Genomic DNA, 17,578 nt, shown 5'->3' on the forward strand with positions numbered 1-17,578 from the left:
GCAGGTCTGGCGCGCTAACCCGCGGCGCAGGTCGCGCACAAGCCGCTGATGTGCAGATGATCGAGTTCGGCGTGGAAACCGTGGCCGTCGAGAATGGCGCGCTTCAACTGCTCAACCGGTTCGGCGCCCAGGTCAATCTGCACGCCGCAGCGGCGGCAGACCAGGTGGTGATGTAGATGCCCATCGGTGCGCACGAACTCGAACTGGGTGACGCCTTCCGGGCCAGGGGAGGCCGCGACCAGGTTGACCGCGCGCAGCATTTCCAGGGTGCGGTAGATCGTGGCCCGATTGAGGCCTGGCAGGCGCTCGCTCACATGCTGGAAAATGTCCTCCACGGTGCGATGACCGGGGTTGTGGAAGAGATCCTCAAGAATGAGCGCGCGCTGCGACGTGAGACGGAACCCCTGCTGCTGCAGGCTCGCCAGCATCGGTTTATAGCAGCTCATTGTATTTGCAACTCCTTGCAAGTGCAGTATATCGCAATGATGATGTCTGTCAAATCATGACGCTCATCATGTCAACCGCGGCCGGGCGATGCTAGAATTCTTCCTGCAAATCATTCTCAATAAGGTCAACGGATTATGAAGGATCAACCATGCGCTTGAATGAACTACGACCGGGAGAACGCGGCATCATCCGCCGCGTGGGCGGGGTCGGCGCGTTTCGGCGTCGCCTGCTCGATTTGGGCCTGCTGCCCGGCGAGGAGATCGCCGCGGTGCGCCAGGCCCCCCTGGGCAGCCCGGTGGAATACCAGATCAAGAACTACCATCTGGCGCTGCGCACGCGCGAAGCCGGCCTCATTGACATCGAAATGCTGACCTGAGCGATGGCAGACGCGCAAATCACCCTGGCCCTGGCGGGTAATCCCAACACCGGCAAGAGCACCGTCTTCAACGGGCTGACCGGATTGCAGCAGCACGTGGCGAATTGGCCCGGCAAGACCGTTGAGAAAAAAGCGGGCCTCTGCACACGCGCCAACGGCGTGGAGATAACGGTCGTTGACCTGCCCGGCACGTACAGCCTTTCGGCCTATTCACCTGAAGAGGTCATCGCGCGTGATTACATCCTACAAGAACAGCCGCAGGTAGTGGTCAACGTCGTGGATGCCCTCAACCTGGAGCGCAACCTTTACCTGACCGTGCAGTTACTCGAATTAGGCGCCAACCTGGTGCTGGCGGTCAACATGCTGGACATGGCCGACGCCGCCGGCCTGCAGTTCGATCGCGCGCGGCTGTCCGCGCTGCTGGGCGGCGTACCGGTCGTGCCGCTGATCGCCCGGCGTGGCAGCGGCCTGGATGAGCTGCTGAGCACGGTGCTGGCGGCGGCGCCGTCGTCGCTTCACACCGGCGCCAGCTTCCGGCTCGATTATGGCCGCGAGATCGAAGCCGAAATTGCCCAGGTGCGCGCGGCGCGCCAGTGTGAACCAACCTCAAAAGCGTCTGAACTGACGCCCAGCGATGTTGGGCCATCGTCCGGCCACGCCACGCCCTTACCGCGCTGGCTGGCCATCAAACTCCTGGAAGGCGAGGCCGGCGTCCTTGACCAGATCGCGCCGGCCGTTGATCGCCAGGCCGTGCAGCAGGCGGTGCAGAGCAGCCAGGGCCGTCTGCGCCAGTTCTTCGGCGATGAAGTGGATATTGCCATCACCGATCAGCGCTATGGTTTCGTGCGCGGACTGGCGCGCCAGGTCATCCGCCAGGCGCGGCCGGCGCGCCTGGATCTGACCGATCGCCTGGACGGCGTGGTCACGCATCGCTGGCTGGGCATCCCTTTCTTCCTGGCGATGATGTACGTGATCTTCCACCTGGTGCAGCATGTCTCCACCCCCTATCTCGATTGGGTGGATGGGGTCATCAACGGGCCGGTGGCGCGCGGCATTGGCGCGCTGTTGAACCTGCTCCATGCGCCGTCATGGCTGCAATCGTTGCTGGTGGAGGGGGTTTTGGCCGGCGTGGGCAGCGTTCTGGCTTTTGTGCCGGGTCTGCTCGTGCTTTACTTCTTCCTCTCGCTGCTCGAAGACAGCGGTTACATGGCGCGGGCCGCGTTCGTCATGGATAAGGCGATGGGCTGGATGGGGCTGCACGGCAAGTCGTTCGTGCCGCTGATCCTCGGTTTTGGCTGCGCGGTGCCGGCCATCCTCGCGACGCGCACGCTGGAGAACCGCCGTGATCGCATCCTGACCGCCCTGTTGGCGCCGCTGATGTCCTGCTCCGCGCGGCTACCAGTTTACGTGGTGTTTGGGCTGGCTTTCTTCCGCGCACAGGCCGGCGTCCTGATCTGGGCGCTGTATGCCACTGGGATCGTCGCGGCCGCGCTGGCCGGTTTTGTCCTCAGCCACACGGTCCTGCGGCCGCAGGCCGACAGCGCGTTCGTGCTCGAACTGCCGCCCTACCGTATGCCCACCTGGCACAGCCTGCGCGTGCACATGTGGGCCAATGTGAGCGATTTTGTGCGCAAGGCCGGCAGTCTCATCCTCGTCGCCTCCCTGGTTATCTGGCTGCTGCTCAACCTGCCGTGGGGCGTTCAAGACCAGCGGCAGAGCCTCTTCGGCCAGATCAGCCGCACGGTGGCGCCCGCGCTGGCGCCGGCCGGCTTCGGTCAATGGGATGCCGCGGGCGCGTTGATCACCGGCCTGGCGGCCAAAGAGGTGGTGGTCAGCACGCTGGCGCAGATTTATGCACCGCAGACGCCTGCGTCCGCCCCGGCGGCTGCTTCTGTCAAGAGCGAGCTGCTTGGGGTCGTCGTCGGTCTGCGCGACGCCACCGTGCAAGCCGGCTGCGCCTTGCTCAGCCTGGCGCCAGGGTTAGGCGGGGTAGCCGCGCCGCCGCCTGCCGCCGACACCGCGTTGAGTCGTGCGCTGCGCCAGCATTTCACACCGCTGAGCGGCCTTGCCTACCTGGCGTTCGTGCTGCTCTACGTGCCGTGCGTCGCCACCCTGGGCGCGATCAAGGCCGAGTTCGGGTGGCGTTGGGCCGTGTTTTCGGCCTGCTATCAAACCGGCATCGCCTATTTAGTCGCGGTGCTTGTGTTTCAGATCGGCCGCCTGGCGGGGTTCGCCTGATGCTGCGCGCCATCCTGGCCATCATGACGCCGGCTGCGGGCGCGCTGTGCGTGGAAGACCTGGCCGCGCGCCTGGATGTCAGCGCAAGCGCGTTGGATGGCATGCTGCAAACCCTGGTGCAGCGCGGCTACCTGGTGGAGGTTGCGGATGCGGCGTCGCCGTGCGACGCCTGCGCCTGGCGACTTCGGCGAGCGGCTCGACCGAGCTCGCCGAGGTCTCAGTCGAGCCGCGGCGGCTGCCTGGTCATGCGCGCGGCCGGTCGGCGCTACGCGCGGGCGGGAGATCGCAACCGGCGGAATGACCGTTCTCCGTCGAGGGAATGAGGCAATTTCGCACCTCATGTCAAATCAAATGATAATGTTACCGGGCAGTCCTCTCCTTTTATGTGATGAAATCGGTAACATTTTCATTTGAGTGAACCATACCACACGGGTAACATGTTCGCTGAGTGAATACGTCAATGCAGATGCGCCCAGCCCGGTTGAAGAGAACGGCATCCCCTGCTTCATCAACGAAGTTGTCACGCGTGCTGAGCGCCGTTTCGCCGGTCATTGAGGACCCCCTGTAAATGTAACCCATGCGATGCTGCCAACCCGCACCGGGGGGCGCAACATCCGCGCGTTGACCGGCGGGAGCGTCGCGCGCTTCTGAGATTGTCATCTCGGCGCAGCCCTGCGAGGAGGATCCCCTTGCGCAGGCTGGCTGCTGCATGAAGCGTCGGGCAAGCCGACATCGCCCGCGACGGCGCGTGCTCCTTCCCCGGCGGGCCTGCGCAAGGTTGGCTGATGGCCCGACAGGCAACCCTCGCAGGGGTCACGGGACATCAGCGCATTGGCTTTGCCGGAGCGTCGCGTGCCTCTGAGATCGTCATCTCGGCGCAGCCCTGCGAGGGATCCCTGCGCAGGCTGGCTGCTGCACGAAGCGTCGGGCAAGCCGAAATCGCCCGCCGGCGCACGCCTTGCCCGGCGGGCCTGCGCAAGGTTGGCTGATGGCCCGACAGGCAACCCTCGCAGGGGTCACGGGACATCAGCGCATTGGCTTTGCCGGAGCGTCGCGTGCCTCTGAGATCGTCATCTCGGCGCAGCCCTGCAGGGGATCCCTGCGCAGGCTGGCTGCTGCACGAAGCGTCAGGCAAGCCGAAATCGCCCGCCGCGCACGCCTTGCGGCGGGCCTGCGCAAGGTTGGCTGATGGCCCGACAGGCAACCCTCGCAGGGTCACGGGACATCAGCGCATTGGCTTTGCCGGAGGTCGCGCGCCTCTGAGATTGTCATCTCGGCAGCCCTGCGAGAGGATCCCCTGCGCAGGCTGGCTGCTGATGAAGCGTCGGGCAAGCCGACATCGCCCGCGACGGCGCGTGCTCCTTCCCGGCGGGCCTGCGCAAGGTTGGCTGATGGCCCGACAGGCAACCCTCGCAGGGTCACGGGACATCCGCGCGTTGACCGGCCGGAGCGTCGCGTGCCTCTGAGATCGTCATCTCGGTGCAGCCCTGCGAGGGGGATCCCCTTGCGCAGGCTGGCTGCTGCATGAAGCGTCGGGCAAGCCGACATCGTCCGCCGCGGCGCACGCGCCTTCCCCGGCGGGCCTGCGCAAGGTTGGCTGATGGCCCGACAGGCAACCCTCGCAGGGGTCACGGGGCATCAGCGCATTGGCTTTGCCGGAGCGTCGCGCGCCTCTGAGATCGTCATCTCGTCGCAGCCCTGCGAGGGGGGCGACGCCCATGAATGAATTCACGGGCTGATACACCAAAACCTGCCGAGGCAGGTTGTCCCCGCCGCGGCGCGTGCTCCTTACCCGGCGGGCCTGCGCAAGGTTGGCTTGCCCCTCTCCCCCCTCTCCTCTCCGCTCAGCGGAGAGGAGAGGGGCCGGGGGTGAGGTGAGGGCGTCACAGCCCCCCATTGGATGGACCTGTGCCGCTTCAGTGTACGCGCAAAATCAGCAGCCCGCCCTCCCCTTCGGTCACGTAGGCCAGGCCGCCCACCACACTGACGCCCCCGGCATACCCCGGCGCGTCGTACGAGCCAGCCAGGGTGGGGTGGGCAGGGTTGCTGACGTCAATGATCTGCAGGCCGCTGTCCCCTTCGGTCACGTAGGCCAGGCTGCCCACCACGCTGACGTCCCCGGCAGACCCCGGCGTGTCGTACGAGCCAGCCAGGGTGGGGTTGGCCGGGTTGCTGACGTCAATGATTTGCAGCCCGCTGTCCCCAACTGCTAGGTAGGCCAGGCTGCCCACCACGCGGAACCCGAAGACAGACCCAGGCGGATCGTACGCGCCGGCCAGGGTGGGGTGGGTCGGGTTGCTGACGTCAATGATCCGCAGGTCGTAGGGCCATGCTCTCAGGTAGGCCAGGCTGCCCACCACGCTGACGTGGGTGACATAATACCACGAATTCGACCAGCCGCCGCGCCAGGTGGGAGAAGCCGGGTTGCTGACGTCAATGATCTGCAGACCCACGTTCCAATCAGCCACGTAGGCCAGGCTGCCCACCACGCTGACGCCCAGGGCATCACTACCATACCCCGTCATGCGGTACGCGCCGCGTAGGGCAGGGCTGGCCGGGTTGCTGACGTCAATGATCTGCAGACCGATGTCCGAATCAGCCACGTAGGCCAGGCTGCCCACCACGCTGACGCCATTGGCATACATCTGTCTGTTGTAGGCGCCGCGTCGGGTGGGGTTGGTCGGGTTGCTCACGTCAATGATCTGCAGACCGTAGTACCCAGCGGCCACATAGGCCAGGCCGCCCGCCACGTTGACGTCGTAGGCTCCCCACCCCGGGTCGTAGATGACGCGACCGATGGGATTGGCCGGGTTGCTGACGTCAATGATCCGCAGGCTGTAAAAATCGACCACGTAGGCCAGGCTGCCCACCACGCTGACGCTGTGGTCACCCTGCCCGCCGTACGCGCCGCGCCGGGTGGGGTTGGCCGGGTTGCTGACGTCAATGATCAGCAGACCGCTGTCCCAATCAACCACGTAGGCCAGGCTGCCCACCACGCTGACGCCATAGGCAGACCCCTGCGTGTCGTACGCGCCAGCCAGGGTGGGATTGGCCGGGTTGCTCACGTCAATGATTTGCAGACCGCTCCCGCCATCGGCCATGTAGGCCAGGCTACCCACCACGCTGACGTCTATGGCATACCCCTGCGTGTCGTAGTAGCCGCGTCGGGTGGGATTGGCCGGGTCGCTGACATCAATGATCTGCAGACCGCTCCCGCCATCGGCCACATAGGCCAGGCTGCCTACCACGCTGACGCCCCTGGCATACCCCGGCGTGTCGTACGCGCCGCGTCGGGTGGGGTTGGCCGGGTTGCTGACGTCAATGATTTGCAGCCCGCTGTCCCCATCGGCCACATAGGCCAGGCTGCCCACCACGCTGACGCTATAAGCATTTCCTGGCGTATCGTAAGCGCCGCGCACGGTGGGGTTGGCTGGGTTGCTGACGTCAATGATCTGCAGACCAGTCTCCCCATTAGCTAGATAAGCCAGGCTGTCCACCACACTGACGTCTTTCACAACCCCCGTTAAGACGACGCTTTGCCCTACCTGCACCGGGTGAGCAGGATCGCTAATGTTCAAGATTACCAGCCGAAGGCCAACGCCGACATAAGCGTAGTTCCCGTGGCCATCCGCCGCGGTGACGTAACCACCAATCTGGCTGACGAACTCGACCATGGGCGCACTCGTCGGCGTCGGAGTAGGCGTTCGAGTTGGCGTATTAGTCGGGTTGGGCGTCGCTGTAGGCGTTCGGGTAGGAGTCACGGTCGGCGTCAGCGTGGGCGTTGGGGTGTTCGTGGCCCCGGGCACGGACGTCGGCGTGGGTGTTGGGGTGTTCGTGACCCCGGGCACGGGCGTCGGCGTGGCCGTCGGGGTGTTCGTGATCCCGGGCGTGGGCGTTGGGGTGTTCGTGGCCCCGGGCGCGGGCGTCGGCGTGGCCGTCGGCGTTGCCAGGTATAGCACCCAATCAAAGGATCGGGGGCCATACGTTCCATGCTCGTCTTGCACATTCACGTGCCAATAGTAGGTGTCTGGCGCATTCAGGGTTGTCGGTCTCCAACATGCCTGGGTGATCCAACCGCTCTGCTCTCTGTTCGCATTTCCAAGTGTCCATATATCCACCCAGAAGAAGACCTGGTCGCCGTCAGGATCGCCATTGTCTTGCCAACAGAGTGTCGGCATCGAAGCGTGTGTGGAACCATTCGGAGGACTGAGCAACGTGGGTTGGCGAGGTGGATGATTTTCCTGGGCCGACGTCGGCGTCGGCGTGGGCGCCGGCGCGAACTGACGGCGCACCAGGGGCATGAACGCTTCTGAGACTACCAGCGCACGGTAGACGGTGTCTGCCTGCGCGTCGTCGCCTGCCTGTCCACCAATCACGTAGATATCCTGCTGCTGACTGAGCGCGCCGGCCGCGCGCAAGCGCGCCGCGGGCAGAGTCGCGCCGGCCGTCAGGGGCGCCAACGCGCCATCGGGCTGCATCTCGAAGCCAAACACGCTCGCCCGGGCCTGGCTGCCATCCGTACCGCCGATCACGAACAGTTTGCCCTGCGCCGCCAGGCCGATGGCATCGGCCCGCGCTTCAGGCAGGATGTCGCTGCCCATCTCCACCCAGTTCTCTAGCGCTCCACTGCTGCTGCGCATGGCCCGGTAAATTTTACGCGAGACAGTGGCCGTCGTAGGCCGGCCGCCGATGATATAAATCGCGTTATTAGCCGCGACCGCGTTGAGTCGGTAGAGAGGCGTCGGCAGCGCGCGGTCCTGAACCCATGCGCCCAGGGCGCCGTCCGTCCCGATGGCAGCGCGCCAGACGTTGGACAGCGGGTTGGCGTCGAAGCCGCCCTGCCCTCTGGCCAGGTAGTGAACGCCGCGATCGAGGAAGACATCGTACAGTTCGACGACGTTGAGGTGCTTGCCATTTAACAACGAATCGTTGGCTTTGAGTCACATGGGACGCCTCCGGGAATGACGCAGGCAGTGGTTCTTACGGTATCAGTATAAAGCAGGATGGAATCGTTGTCAATCCAAAAATTGACATTATGCCCGCTTTGCAGTATGACAACCCCGTAGGCCTGATGCTGTACGCCTGGAGGGTGACAATGACAACGTGTTTGGTAATCGGCGCGACGGGTTTCATTGGTGGACAAATTGCACGCGCCGCGGCGAAGCGCGGCTGGCAGGTGCGTGCGCTGCGCCGGCGGCCCGGCGCCGTGGGCGCGATTGGCGATGTCGCCGTGGAATGGTGGGCCGGCGATCTGACCGACGGCGCGACTGCGGTTCGACAGGCTCACCGCACGGGGCCTGAGCTTGTCGAAGGCCGCGCGAGCCTGATCGGAGCTATGGCCGGCTGCGATGTGGTGTTCCACGCGGCCGGCGCGTATCCGCACGGGGCGCGTCGCCTGGCGCAGGAGGTCAAAGCCGCTGAGGCGCAAATACGCACGGTTTTGGATGCGTTTGCCGCGGCCGGCGCCGGCCGCCTGGTCTACACCAGCTCCTTCACCACCATCGGCCCGCCGGGCGAACCGGGCCGCCTGGCTGATGAACGCGACCCCTATCTCCCTGGCTCTGCGCAGGAGGCGTATCACGAGGCCAAGTGGGCCATGGAAGTCGCCGCGCTGCAGTCTGGTCTGCCGGTCGTGGCGCTTTGCCCCACGGCCGTCTTTGGGCCGGGCGATGTGCACCTCTCCGTCAGCCAGATTCTGCTGCTGGCGGCCAAAGGGCGTATTCCGGTCTACGTGGATGCGGTCTTCAACATCGTGGACAGCCGCGACGTGGCCTTGGCGCATCTGGCCGCGGCCGAGCAGGGCCGGCTGGGCGAACGCTACCTGATCGGCGGTCACAATGTCACCCTGCTGGACGGCCTGGCCCTGACGGCGCGCCTGGCTCACGCGGCCCCGCCGCGCTTCAGGCTGCATCCGCGCGTGCTGGACGCCATCGCGGCTCTACCCATCCGCGGGTTGGGTCATCTGCGCACCATGCGCCTGTGGCAGCCATTCAACAATGCCAAGGCGGTGCGCGAGCTGGGCCTGGCCCCGCGTCCGCTGGAGCGGACGATCGGCGACGCGCTGGCCTGGTTCAAGACGATGGGGTATCTGTAGACGCGGGAATGTAGCCCCACGCTTGGCGGGTAAACGGTGCGCGTACCTTTTGACGCACCCCATGCCCTGTGTTATGATGAAGCTAACGAACGGTTTTACCAATAAACCATGTTGATACCTGCGGAGCATCATGAACATTTTGGGGATTTGCACGGAAGGCCCGCAATCTACCGGGGCCTGTTTATTGATAGACGGCAAGCTGATCGCGATGGCCGAGGAAGAACGTTTTGTGCGCATCAAGCAGGCGCCGGGCCTCCTGCCGACACGCGCCAGCCAATACTGTCTCAAAGCCGGCGGGCTGAAGCTGAGCGACATTGACGCGATTGCCGTATCGTGGGATGTCGCCAAATACACCGATTTTATGCCGCGCTTCTACGACGAAGTGGGCCGCCGCTACGGCGACAAAGGCTGGTTGACTTACATCAGCGAAAAGCAGATCTTGCAGCGCTTCCAGCCGAACTATGTGCAGCACCGCATCACGGCCAGCCTCATCAAGGGCGCAGACCGCAGCCAGATGCGGCCCATTCGCTATGTGGGCCATCACAAGACGCACGCCGCGGCGGCTTTCTGGTCATCCGGTTACGATGAAGCGACGATCATCACGATTGACGCCAGCGGCGAAGAGCAGTGCACGGTGATCTGGCACGGCAAGGGGATGGAGATCACGCAGATCGAGAGCTTCGACATCCCTGACTCCACGGGCTGGATGTACGCCGGCCTGACCGAGTTCCTGGGCTTTCGTCCCTATTCCGATGAAGGCAGCGTGATGGGCCTGGCCTGCTACGGCGCGTACGATCCTGAGATCGCCGCGGTCTTCGACCGCATGGCGCCGCTCTCGCCCGACGGCGCGTATCGCATTGATCCCAGCTACTTCTTCTTCGGCGAGCATACCTACGGCGATCGCTACACCGACAAACTGGTGCATGAGCTGGGATTGCCGTTCAAGTACGGCGATGAGATCACGTCGCGGCAGCAGAACATCGCCTGGGCTGTGCAGGATCGCCTGGAGCAGATCGCGGTGGGCCTGGCGCGCCGCGCCGTGGTGCAGACCGGCTGCCGCACGCTGTGCCTGGCCGGCGGCGTGGCCTTGAACTGCAAGATGAACCGCGTCATCCTGGACAGCGGCGCCGTGGATCGCATCTTCATCCAGCCGGTGAGCAATGACGCGGGCTCGGCCCTGGGTGCAGCGCAGCTAGTGGCCGCGGAGATGGGCGACGATCCGCGCTTCGAGCAGCGCCTGGTGCACTATGGCCCAGACTACAGCAACACCGAGATCAAGGCAGTGCTCGATGGGCACAAGCTGAAGTACGAATATCTGCCCAACGGCCGCCTGGAGCGCCGCGCGGCCGCGCGCATGGCGCAGGGCGCCATCGTGGGCTGGTTCCAGGGGCGTCTGGAGGCCGGACCGCGCGCGCTGGGCAGCCGTTCCATCATCGCCTCGCCCATCGGCGCGGAGGTCAAAGACAAAATCAACGAGGCGGTGAAGTACCGCGAACCCTGGCGGCCGTTTGCGCCGTCGGTCAAGGCCGAGCGTATCGGCGATTTCGTCCAGGACCCGGTCGAGGCGCCGTTCATGATCTTGACCTTCGACGTGCGCCCGGAGGTGGCTGACCAGATCGCGGCCGTGGTGCATGTGGACAACACCGTGCGGCCGCAAACTGTGCGCGCAGAGGATTTGCCGCGCTGGTATCGGGTGATTGACGAATTCGAGAAGCTGACCGGCGTGCCGATGATTCTCAACACCAGTTTCAATGTCAAGGGCGAGCCGATTGTCAACACCCCGCAGGATGCCGTGCGCACCTTCTACGGCAGCGGCCTGGACGCGCTCGCCATCGGCGATTTTTGGCTCGAAAAGTAACGCGCAATGACGAAGGGCGCGCCCGGCCGGGACGCGGGCGGAGGTGATGATGGAGTTTCGGTATCATACGGTCGGCGACGAAGAACAGATCAGAGTGGTCAAGATCGAGCAGGATGGCGAGCGCTATCGGATCACGGTGGACGGTCGGCCGTATGAGGTGCAAGCGCACCGCCCGGAGCACGGGTCCATCAATCTCAGCATCAACGGTCGGCGACTGCGCGCGTTCGTGGCGCACGATGGGCTGCGCCGGCATGTGGCCCTGGCATCAACAAAACGCTACGTGGTGCAGCAGCCTGATCCGCGCGCCAGGCAACGGCGCCGCGGGCCTGGAGCCGCCGAAGGCGGGCTGGAAGCGGCCATGCCCGGCCAGGTGCTCGACGTTCTCGTGCGACCGGGCGACACCGTCACGCGCGGCCAAACCCTCGTCCTGCTGGAAGCGATGAAGATGGAGCTGCGCATTGCCGCGCCGCTCGATGGGCAGGTGCGCGCGGTGCGCTGCGCGGCCGGCCAGGTCGTTGAACGAGGACAGATACTAATCGAGCTGCAGGCGCTCTAAATTTCGTGCAATTAGGTCTATTTTGTGCTACAATCATGGTCCATTTCATGGCGAATGACTGCCTGTCGCGATTGAAATGGAACCATGCTCAACGTACGACGCGAGTCAAGCCGGGAGGCGGCTGCGTCTGACGTGCGTGCCATTACGATTGGCATTTCAAGGTATTCAGGAGGAGACTCTCAATGTCAAGCACAACGGCTGTGCTAGAACGTCCGGCGCCGGCCCTGGCTCCGGTAAGGCCGGACGTCGTCAATGATTTCTCGATTGTCGTGGCGACCCCCAATGGCTCCGGGAGCCAGACAGCCAACCTTTCGATTATCCGCTCGATTTTCCGTATGGGAATTCCGGTCAACGGTAAGAACCTCTTTCCCTCCAATATCCAGGGCTTGCCCACCTGGTACACGATTCGCATCAGCAAAGATGGTTATGTGGCTCGTCGTGAGGGGACCGAAATTCTGATCGCTTTCAACGACAAGACGGTCGAGCAGGACCTGGCAAACCTGCCAGGGGGCGGCGTTTGTATCTACCCGCTGGACTGGAAATTTGCCCATGATCGCACCGATGTCACGTACTACGGCATTCCGGTCAAGGAATTCGTCAAGGCGTCGGGCGCGGAAGACAAAATCAAAAATTACATTGCCAATATGGTTTATGTCGGCGCCCTGGCGTTTGTGCTGGGAATTGACTTGGAAGAGATCAAGAGCGCTTTGCATACGCATTTCGGCGGCAAAGCCAAGCCGATCAATCTCAATTTCAGCGTCGTCAAGATGGCCTACGATTGGTCAAGGGAGAACCTGACCAAGGCAGATCCTTTCCGCGTCGAGCGCATGGACAAGACGCAGGGCAAGATCATGATCGAAGGCAATATCGCGTCCGCCTTGGGGGCCATTTTTGGCGGCGTCCAGGTCGTGGCCTGGTATCCGATCACGCCGGCCAGCAGTCTTGCGGAGTCGCTGAATGAATACCTGCCGCAAATGCGCCTGGACGAGAACGGCAAACCGACGTTTGCGGTTCTGCAGTGCGAAGATGAAATTGCCGCCATCGGCGTGGCCATTGGCGCGGGCTGGGCCGGGACGCGCAGCATGACGTCCACCTCTGGGCCTGGTCTCTCGTTGATGACCGAGTATGCCGGCATGGGCTTTTTTGCCGAAGTGCCGGTGGTCATCTGGGACGTGCAGCGCATGGGGCCAAGCACTGGCCTGCCCACGCGCGTCGCGCAAGGCGATGTGCTGATGGCCTACACGATGGGCCATGGCGATACGCGCCACGTGGTGCTCTTGCCTGGCTCAGTCTCTGAGTGTTTTGAATTCGGCATGCAGGCCTTTGACCTGGCTGAGCGGCTGCAAACGCCGATTTTTGTATTGAGCGACCTGGACCTCGGCATGAATTTGTGGATGAGTGAGCCGTTCGCTTATCCAGAAAAACCACTCGACCGCGGCAAGGTGTTGACGGCTGAGGATATTCAGCGCCTCGGCTCCTGGGCGCGCTTCGAGGATGTGGACGGCGACGGCATCGGGTACCGTACGCTGCCTGGCACGAACGACTACCGCGCGGCGTACTTCACGCGCGGCACGGGTCATAATGCCAAGGCCGTCTACAGCGAGCGGCCGGAGGACTGGGAGCAGAACATGGCCCGCCTCTACAAGAAGCACTATACCGCCAGCACGCTGACGCCCAAGCCGGTGGTGGATGACGCGGCCGCCACCCCGATCGGCATCATTTCGTATGGTTCGGCCGATCCGGCCGTCCTGGAGGCGCGCGATCGCTTGCGCAAACTGGGCATCGAAACGAACTACCTGCGCATGCGCGCGCTGCCGATTGATGAAACGCTGCGCGAGTTCGTCGCCCGGCACGATCGCATCTACGTCGTCGAGCTGAACTTCGAAGGGCAGATGGCGGAGATTCTAAGTATGGAGCTGCCGCAGCAGGCACCCAAACTGCGCAAGCTCAACAAATGCGACGGCCTGCCGTTGACCCCGCGCTTTGTCACCGAGTCCATTCTGAAGCAGGAGCGATAACATCATGGCAACTCCACTTCCTACCGCCACGACGGCCGCCGGTTCGAATACCACCGCCAAGACGAATGGCAATCTCAAACTGAACCTGATTGGCCTGGAACTGAAAGATTACGACGGCTCGCCCTCCACGCTGTGCGTTGGCTGCGGCCATAACTCCATCTCCAACCAGATCGTGCGCGTCGCGTATGAGATGGCGCTGCGCCCGCATGAGGTGATCAAGCTGAGCGGCATCGGTTGCTCGAGCAAGTCGCCGGCTTATTTTTTGAACCGTTCGCACGGCTTCAATTCCCTCCACGGTCGCATGCCCTCGATTGCCACCGGCGCCTGCCTGGCCAATCACACCCTGCGCGCGATTGGCGTCAGCGGCGACGGCGATACCGGCAGCATCGGCATTGGCCAGTTCAAACACCTGGTGCGCCGCAACGTGCCGATGGTGTACATCATCGAGAACAACGGCGTCTACGGCCTGACCAAGGGCCAGTTCTCGCCGACAGCCGACGTGGGGCAAGTGCTCAAGTATGCTGGCACGAACGAATTCCGGCCGGTTGACCTGTGCATGGAGGCGCTCATCCTGGGCTGCGGCTTCGTGGCGCGCTCCTTCGCCGGCGACGCCAAGCAGGTGCGCGAACTGCTCAAGGCCGCGTTGAGCTACCACGGCACGGCCGTGATTGACATCATCAGCCCCTGCGTCACCTTCAACGACCATGACGATTCGACCAAGTCCTACGCCTACGGTCGCACGCACGAAGAGCCGCTGCACGAGGTGACGTACATCCCGGCGTACCAGGAAATCACCGTGGATTATGAGCCGGGCGCCGCGGTGGACGTTGAGATGCACGACGGATCGCACGTGCGGCTGAAGAAGCTGGACAGCAACTACGATGCGACCGACTGGATGCAGGCGGTGCAAGTGCTGCGGGAGGCTGAAGCCACCCAGCAGATCATCACCGGCCTGATTCACATCAACCCAAACCAGCCTACGCTGCCGGACCTGATGCACATCGCGGATCAGGAACCACTGGCGTTCATGGCAAACGACAAGCTGCGCCCTTCACGTGATCATCTCGCCGCCTTGATGCGCGAGATGGCGTAGGTCGTTCACGCAGAAGCACCTGCAAGCTCGCGGGCTTGCAGGTGCTTTTTTAATCGGGCGCCGCCAGAAAGATAAGTTCATTCGTCATGTCCCGTTTCGATCCTGCGCGGCTGCGCAGTTTGTTGACAGGTCTGTGCATCATCGTGCTGGCGGCCGCTTGCTCCGCCGCTCCCACCCCGCCGCCTGGACCCAACGCCATCGCGGTTCCGAATGTTCTCGCCGTGGAGACCTTTCTGGCCGACATGGCGCAGCATGTCGCGGGTGAACGGCTGAGGGTGCAGGCGCTGATGCCCATCGGCGTGGATCCGCACAATTTTGAGCCTGCGCCCGCGGACATTGTCCGGGTCAGCGCCAGCACCGTGCTGATCGTCAACGGCGCCGGGTTCGAGGGCTTTCTGAACCGCCTGCTGCAAAATGCGGGCGGGCAGCGTCTGGTGATCGAGGCCGCCGCCGGCCTGACCAGCCGCGCGGCGGTATCCGAATCCGGCGCAGCGCAGGATCATCCCGAAGGCGATCCCCATTTCTGGCTTGATCCCATCCTCGCCGTTCACTACGTGGAAAACATCCGCGACGGGCTGAGTCAAGCTGACGCGGCCGGCGCGTCCGTGTATGCGGCCAACGCCGCGGCTTACATCGCTGATTTGCAGGCCTTGGACGCCTGGATCCGCGATCAGGTCAGCCAGGCGCCGCCGGCGGCGCGGCAGCTGGTGACAAACCACGAAAGCCTTGGCTATTTCGCCGATCGCTACGGTTTCCAGGTCATCGGCGCGATCATTCCGAGCGTCAGCACCGGCGCCGCGCCATCAGCGCAGCAGCTCGCCGGCCTGATTGACCATATCAGAGCCACGGGCGCGCGCGCCATTTTCTTGGAAGCTGGCGCCAATCCGCAGTTGGCCGATCAAGTGGCAGCCGAAACCGGCGTGCGGGTCGTCACTGGCCTCCTCACCCATTCGCTCAGCGCGGCCGGCGGCGAAGGCGCCACCTACATCGAGATGATGAAGTTCAACACGCGCACCATCGTGGCGGCGCTAAAACAGTGATGGTGGCATGGTTGATAGAAATGAGGCACACGTGATGGATTCGGGCTTACCCGCCTCTGTGAGCGACCGCACCCGGCTTGATGCCGCTGCGGACTTCGGCGAGCTCAGTCGAGCCGCCGGCCCCGCGGCGCGTCGCCTCGACGCGCCCGCGCGCCTGGATGTGGATGACATCACGGTTGGTTACAACGGCCGGCCGGCCTTGCAAGGATTGACCTTTCAGATACCACACGGCGCCCAGGTGGCCGTGGTCGGGCCGAACGGCGCGGGCAAGTCCACCCTCTTCAAGGCGCTGGTGGGCCTGCTGCCGCTGCGCAGTGGGCGCATCTTGATCCACGGCCAGGCCCTGGGCATGCACCAGGACTGTGTCGCCTATGTGCCGCAGCGCGAAGCCGTGGACTGGCGCTTTCCAGTCACGGTGGCAGACGTGGTGATGATGGGGCGCTACGGCCGCCAAGGCTGGCTGCGCCGCCCCAACGCGGCCGATCGCTCTGCGGTGACGCGCGCCCTGGACGCAATGGGCATTCTGCCCCTGGCGCAGCGCGCCATCGGCGAGCTGTCCGGCGGCCAGCAGCAGCGCGTCTTCCTGGCGCGGGCGCTGGCCCAGGAGCCGCACATCCTGTTGATGGATGAACCGTTCACCGGCGTGGATGCGGCGACGCAGGAATCTACCCTCGCCCTGCTCGATCGCCTGCGCGCACAGCAGGTGACGGTGCTGATTTCGACGCACGATTTGGCCCTGGCTGCCAACCGCTTTGGCTATGTCATGCTCCTCAACCGGCGCTTGATTGCCTTCGGCCCGCCGGCGCTCGTTTTCACCACGCAGCGCCTGGCCGAGGCCTTTGGCGGCCAGGTTCTCATGCTGCCGGAAGGGGTGGCCGTGGTAGACCATTGCTGCCCGGACGATGAGCCTGAAACGCACGCGGTCACGCCATCCGCCGGCCTGTTGCCGACCGCGCCCGCGGCCGGCTTGCGCGCAGAGCGAGAAGCACGATGATCGAATGGCTCTTAACGCCGCTGGCCTACGGATTCATGCAGCGGGGCCTGCTGGCGGCGGTCATGGTGGGCATCCTGTGCGCGGTGATAGGCTGTTATGTCGTGCTGCGCTCGATGGCGTTCCTGGGCGACGCCATGGCGCACGCCATTCTGCCTGGCGTCGCCGTGGCCTATTTAGTGCAAGGCAATTTGATTGTGGGCGCGCTGGTCGCGGCTGTGCTGGTGGCCTTGGGCATCGGGCTGTTCTCACGGCAGGGAACCCTCAAAGAGGATACGGCCATCGGCATTCTGTTCGCGGCCGCGCTCTCGCTGGGCGTGGTGCTCATCAGTTCGATCAAGACCTACGCCGTGGATTTGACCCATATTCTCTTTGGCAACGTGCTGGGCGTCAACACGGGCGATCTGTGGTTGACGGCGGGGCTGGGAATCGTCATCTTGGGCGCCGTCGTGCTGCTCTATCGCCCCTTTCTGATCATCTCGTTTGATCCTGTGCTGGCGGCGACGCTGCGCCTGCCCGCCGAACTCCTGCGCAACGTGATGTTGATCCTGCTGGCGCTGACGGTCGTGGTTTCCATGCAAACCGTCGGCGTCGGTCTGGTCGCGGCCATGCTGGTCACGCCGGCCGCTTCGGCCTTTCTGCTGACCAAGCGCCTCTCCACGATGATGATCATCGCGGCCGCGATTGGCGCCTTCTCCAGCCTGGCCGGTCTTTACCTCAGCTACTACCTGAACGTCGCCTCCGGTGCGGCCATCATCCTGGCCGCGACGGCGGTCTTTGTCCTGGTCTTCCTCTTTGCCCCGCAGCGCGGCCTCGCCTGGTCATTCATGCGTCGCGCGGCGTAAGACCACCTGGGTTTTCATGCAG

General features: G+C 64.1%; 13 protein-coding genes. 11 read left to right on the plus strand and 2 right to left on the minus strand.

The window, feature by feature from the left end; translation table 11 throughout:
• Positions 1 to 14: 14 nt before the first annotated feature.
• Complete coding sequence (locus ACPQ6D_RS13255; RefSeq protein WP_423224811.1) at positions 15 to 446, minus strand: Fur family transcriptional regulator; 432 nt, start codon at positions 444 to 446, stop codon at positions 15 to 17.
• Between the two features lie 149 nt (positions 447 to 595).
• Between ACPQ6D_RS13255 and ACPQ6D_RS13260 the strand changes: the two genes are divergently transcribed.
• From ACPQ6D_RS13260 to ACPQ6D_RS13270, 3 genes are read left to right on the plus strand one after another with little or no spacing between them, the layout of a single operon-like run.
• Positions 596 to 823 carry a FeoA family protein gene (locus ACPQ6D_RS13260; RefSeq protein WP_423224812.1) on the plus strand — a complete coding sequence of 76 codons (228 nt, stop codon included), beginning with the start codon at positions 596 to 598 and terminating at the stop codon, positions 821 to 823.
• 3 nt (positions 824 to 826) lie between these two features.
• Complete coding sequence (gene feoB, locus ACPQ6D_RS13265) at positions 827 to 3,061, plus strand: ferrous iron transport protein B (protein WP_423224813.1); 2,235 nt, start codon at positions 827 to 829, stop codon at positions 3,059 to 3,061.
• A complete protein-coding gene (locus ACPQ6D_RS13270; RefSeq protein WP_423224814.1) occupies positions 3,061 to 3,384 on the plus strand; it encodes a helix-turn-helix domain-containing protein in 324 nt (107 codons plus the stop codon). The genes feoB and ACPQ6D_RS13270 overlap by 1 nt, the downstream gene beginning before the upstream one ends.
• A gap of 1,593 nt (positions 3,385 to 4,977) precedes the next feature.
• On the opposite strand, the gene ACPQ6D_RS13275 is transcribed toward ACPQ6D_RS13270, so the two are convergent.
• Positions 4,978 to 7,983 (minus strand): hypothetical protein, encoded by a 3,006-nt coding sequence (locus tag ACPQ6D_RS13275; RefSeq protein WP_423224815.1) that lies wholly within the window; start codon positions 7,981 to 7,983, stop codon positions 4,978 to 4,980.
• A 173-nt stretch (positions 7,984 to 8,156) separates the two neighbouring features.
• Between ACPQ6D_RS13275 and ACPQ6D_RS13280 the strand changes: the two genes are divergently transcribed.
• The 8 genes from ACPQ6D_RS13280 to ACPQ6D_RS13315 all read left to right on the plus strand — a co-directional run bounded on the left by ACPQ6D_RS13280 (position 8,157) and on the right by ACPQ6D_RS13315 (position 17,556).
• Positions 8,157 to 9,155 carry an NAD-dependent epimerase/dehydratase family protein gene (locus tag ACPQ6D_RS13280; RefSeq protein ID WP_423224816.1) on the plus strand — a complete coding sequence of 333 codons (999 nt, stop codon included), beginning with the start codon at positions 8,157 to 8,159 and terminating at the stop codon, positions 9,153 to 9,155.
• A gap of 130 nt (positions 9,156 to 9,285) precedes the next feature.
• A complete protein-coding gene (locus ACPQ6D_RS13285; RefSeq protein WP_423224817.1) occupies positions 9,286 to 11,013 on the plus strand; it encodes a carbamoyltransferase family protein in 1,728 nt (575 codons plus the stop codon).
• 46 nt (positions 11,014 to 11,059) lie between these two features.
• Positions 11,060 to 11,569 (plus strand): acyl-CoA carboxylase biotin carboxyl carrier protein subunit, encoded by a 510-nt coding sequence (locus tag ACPQ6D_RS13290; protein ID WP_423224818.1) that lies wholly within the window; start codon positions 11,060 to 11,062, stop codon positions 11,567 to 11,569.
• A gap of 182 nt (positions 11,570 to 11,751) precedes the next feature.
• Positions 11,752 to 13,587 carry a 2-oxoacid:acceptor oxidoreductase subunit alpha gene (locus ACPQ6D_RS13295; RefSeq protein WP_423224819.1) on the plus strand — a complete coding sequence of 612 codons (1,836 nt, stop codon included), beginning with the start codon at positions 11,752 to 11,754 and terminating at the stop codon, positions 13,585 to 13,587.
• 4 nt (positions 13,588 to 13,591) lie between these two features.
• Positions 13,592 to 14,680 (plus strand): 2-oxoacid:ferredoxin oxidoreductase subunit beta, encoded by a 1,089-nt coding sequence (locus ACPQ6D_RS13300; protein ID WP_423224820.1) that lies wholly within the window; start codon positions 13,592 to 13,594, stop codon positions 14,678 to 14,680.
• Positions 14,681 to 14,766: 86 nt separating this feature from the next.
• A complete protein-coding gene (locus ACPQ6D_RS13305) occupies positions 14,767 to 15,720 on the plus strand; it encodes a metal ABC transporter substrate-binding protein (protein WP_423224821.1) in 954 nt (317 codons plus the stop codon).
• 34 nt (positions 15,721 to 15,754) lie between these two features.
• Positions 15,755 to 16,714: a metal ABC transporter ATP-binding protein gene (locus tag ACPQ6D_RS13310; protein ID WP_423224822.1), complete on the plus strand. Its 960-nt coding sequence runs from the start codon at positions 15,755 to 15,757 to the stop codon at positions 16,712 to 16,714.
• On the plus strand, positions 16,711 to 17,556 hold the full coding sequence (locus tag ACPQ6D_RS13315) for a metal ABC transporter permease (protein WP_423224823.1): 846 nt from the start codon (positions 16,711 to 16,713) through the stop codon (positions 17,554 to 17,556). The genes ACPQ6D_RS13310 and ACPQ6D_RS13315 overlap by 4 nt, the downstream gene beginning before the upstream one ends.
• Positions 17,557 to 17,578: the final 22 nt, after the last annotated feature.

The sequence above is a fragment of the Candidatus Amarolinea aalborgensis genome, from assembly GCF_900491745.1.
In the GTDB taxonomy this organism is placed as follows: domain Bacteria; phylum Chloroflexota; class Anaerolineae; order SSC4; family Amarolineaceae; genus Amarolinea; species Amarolinea aalborgensis.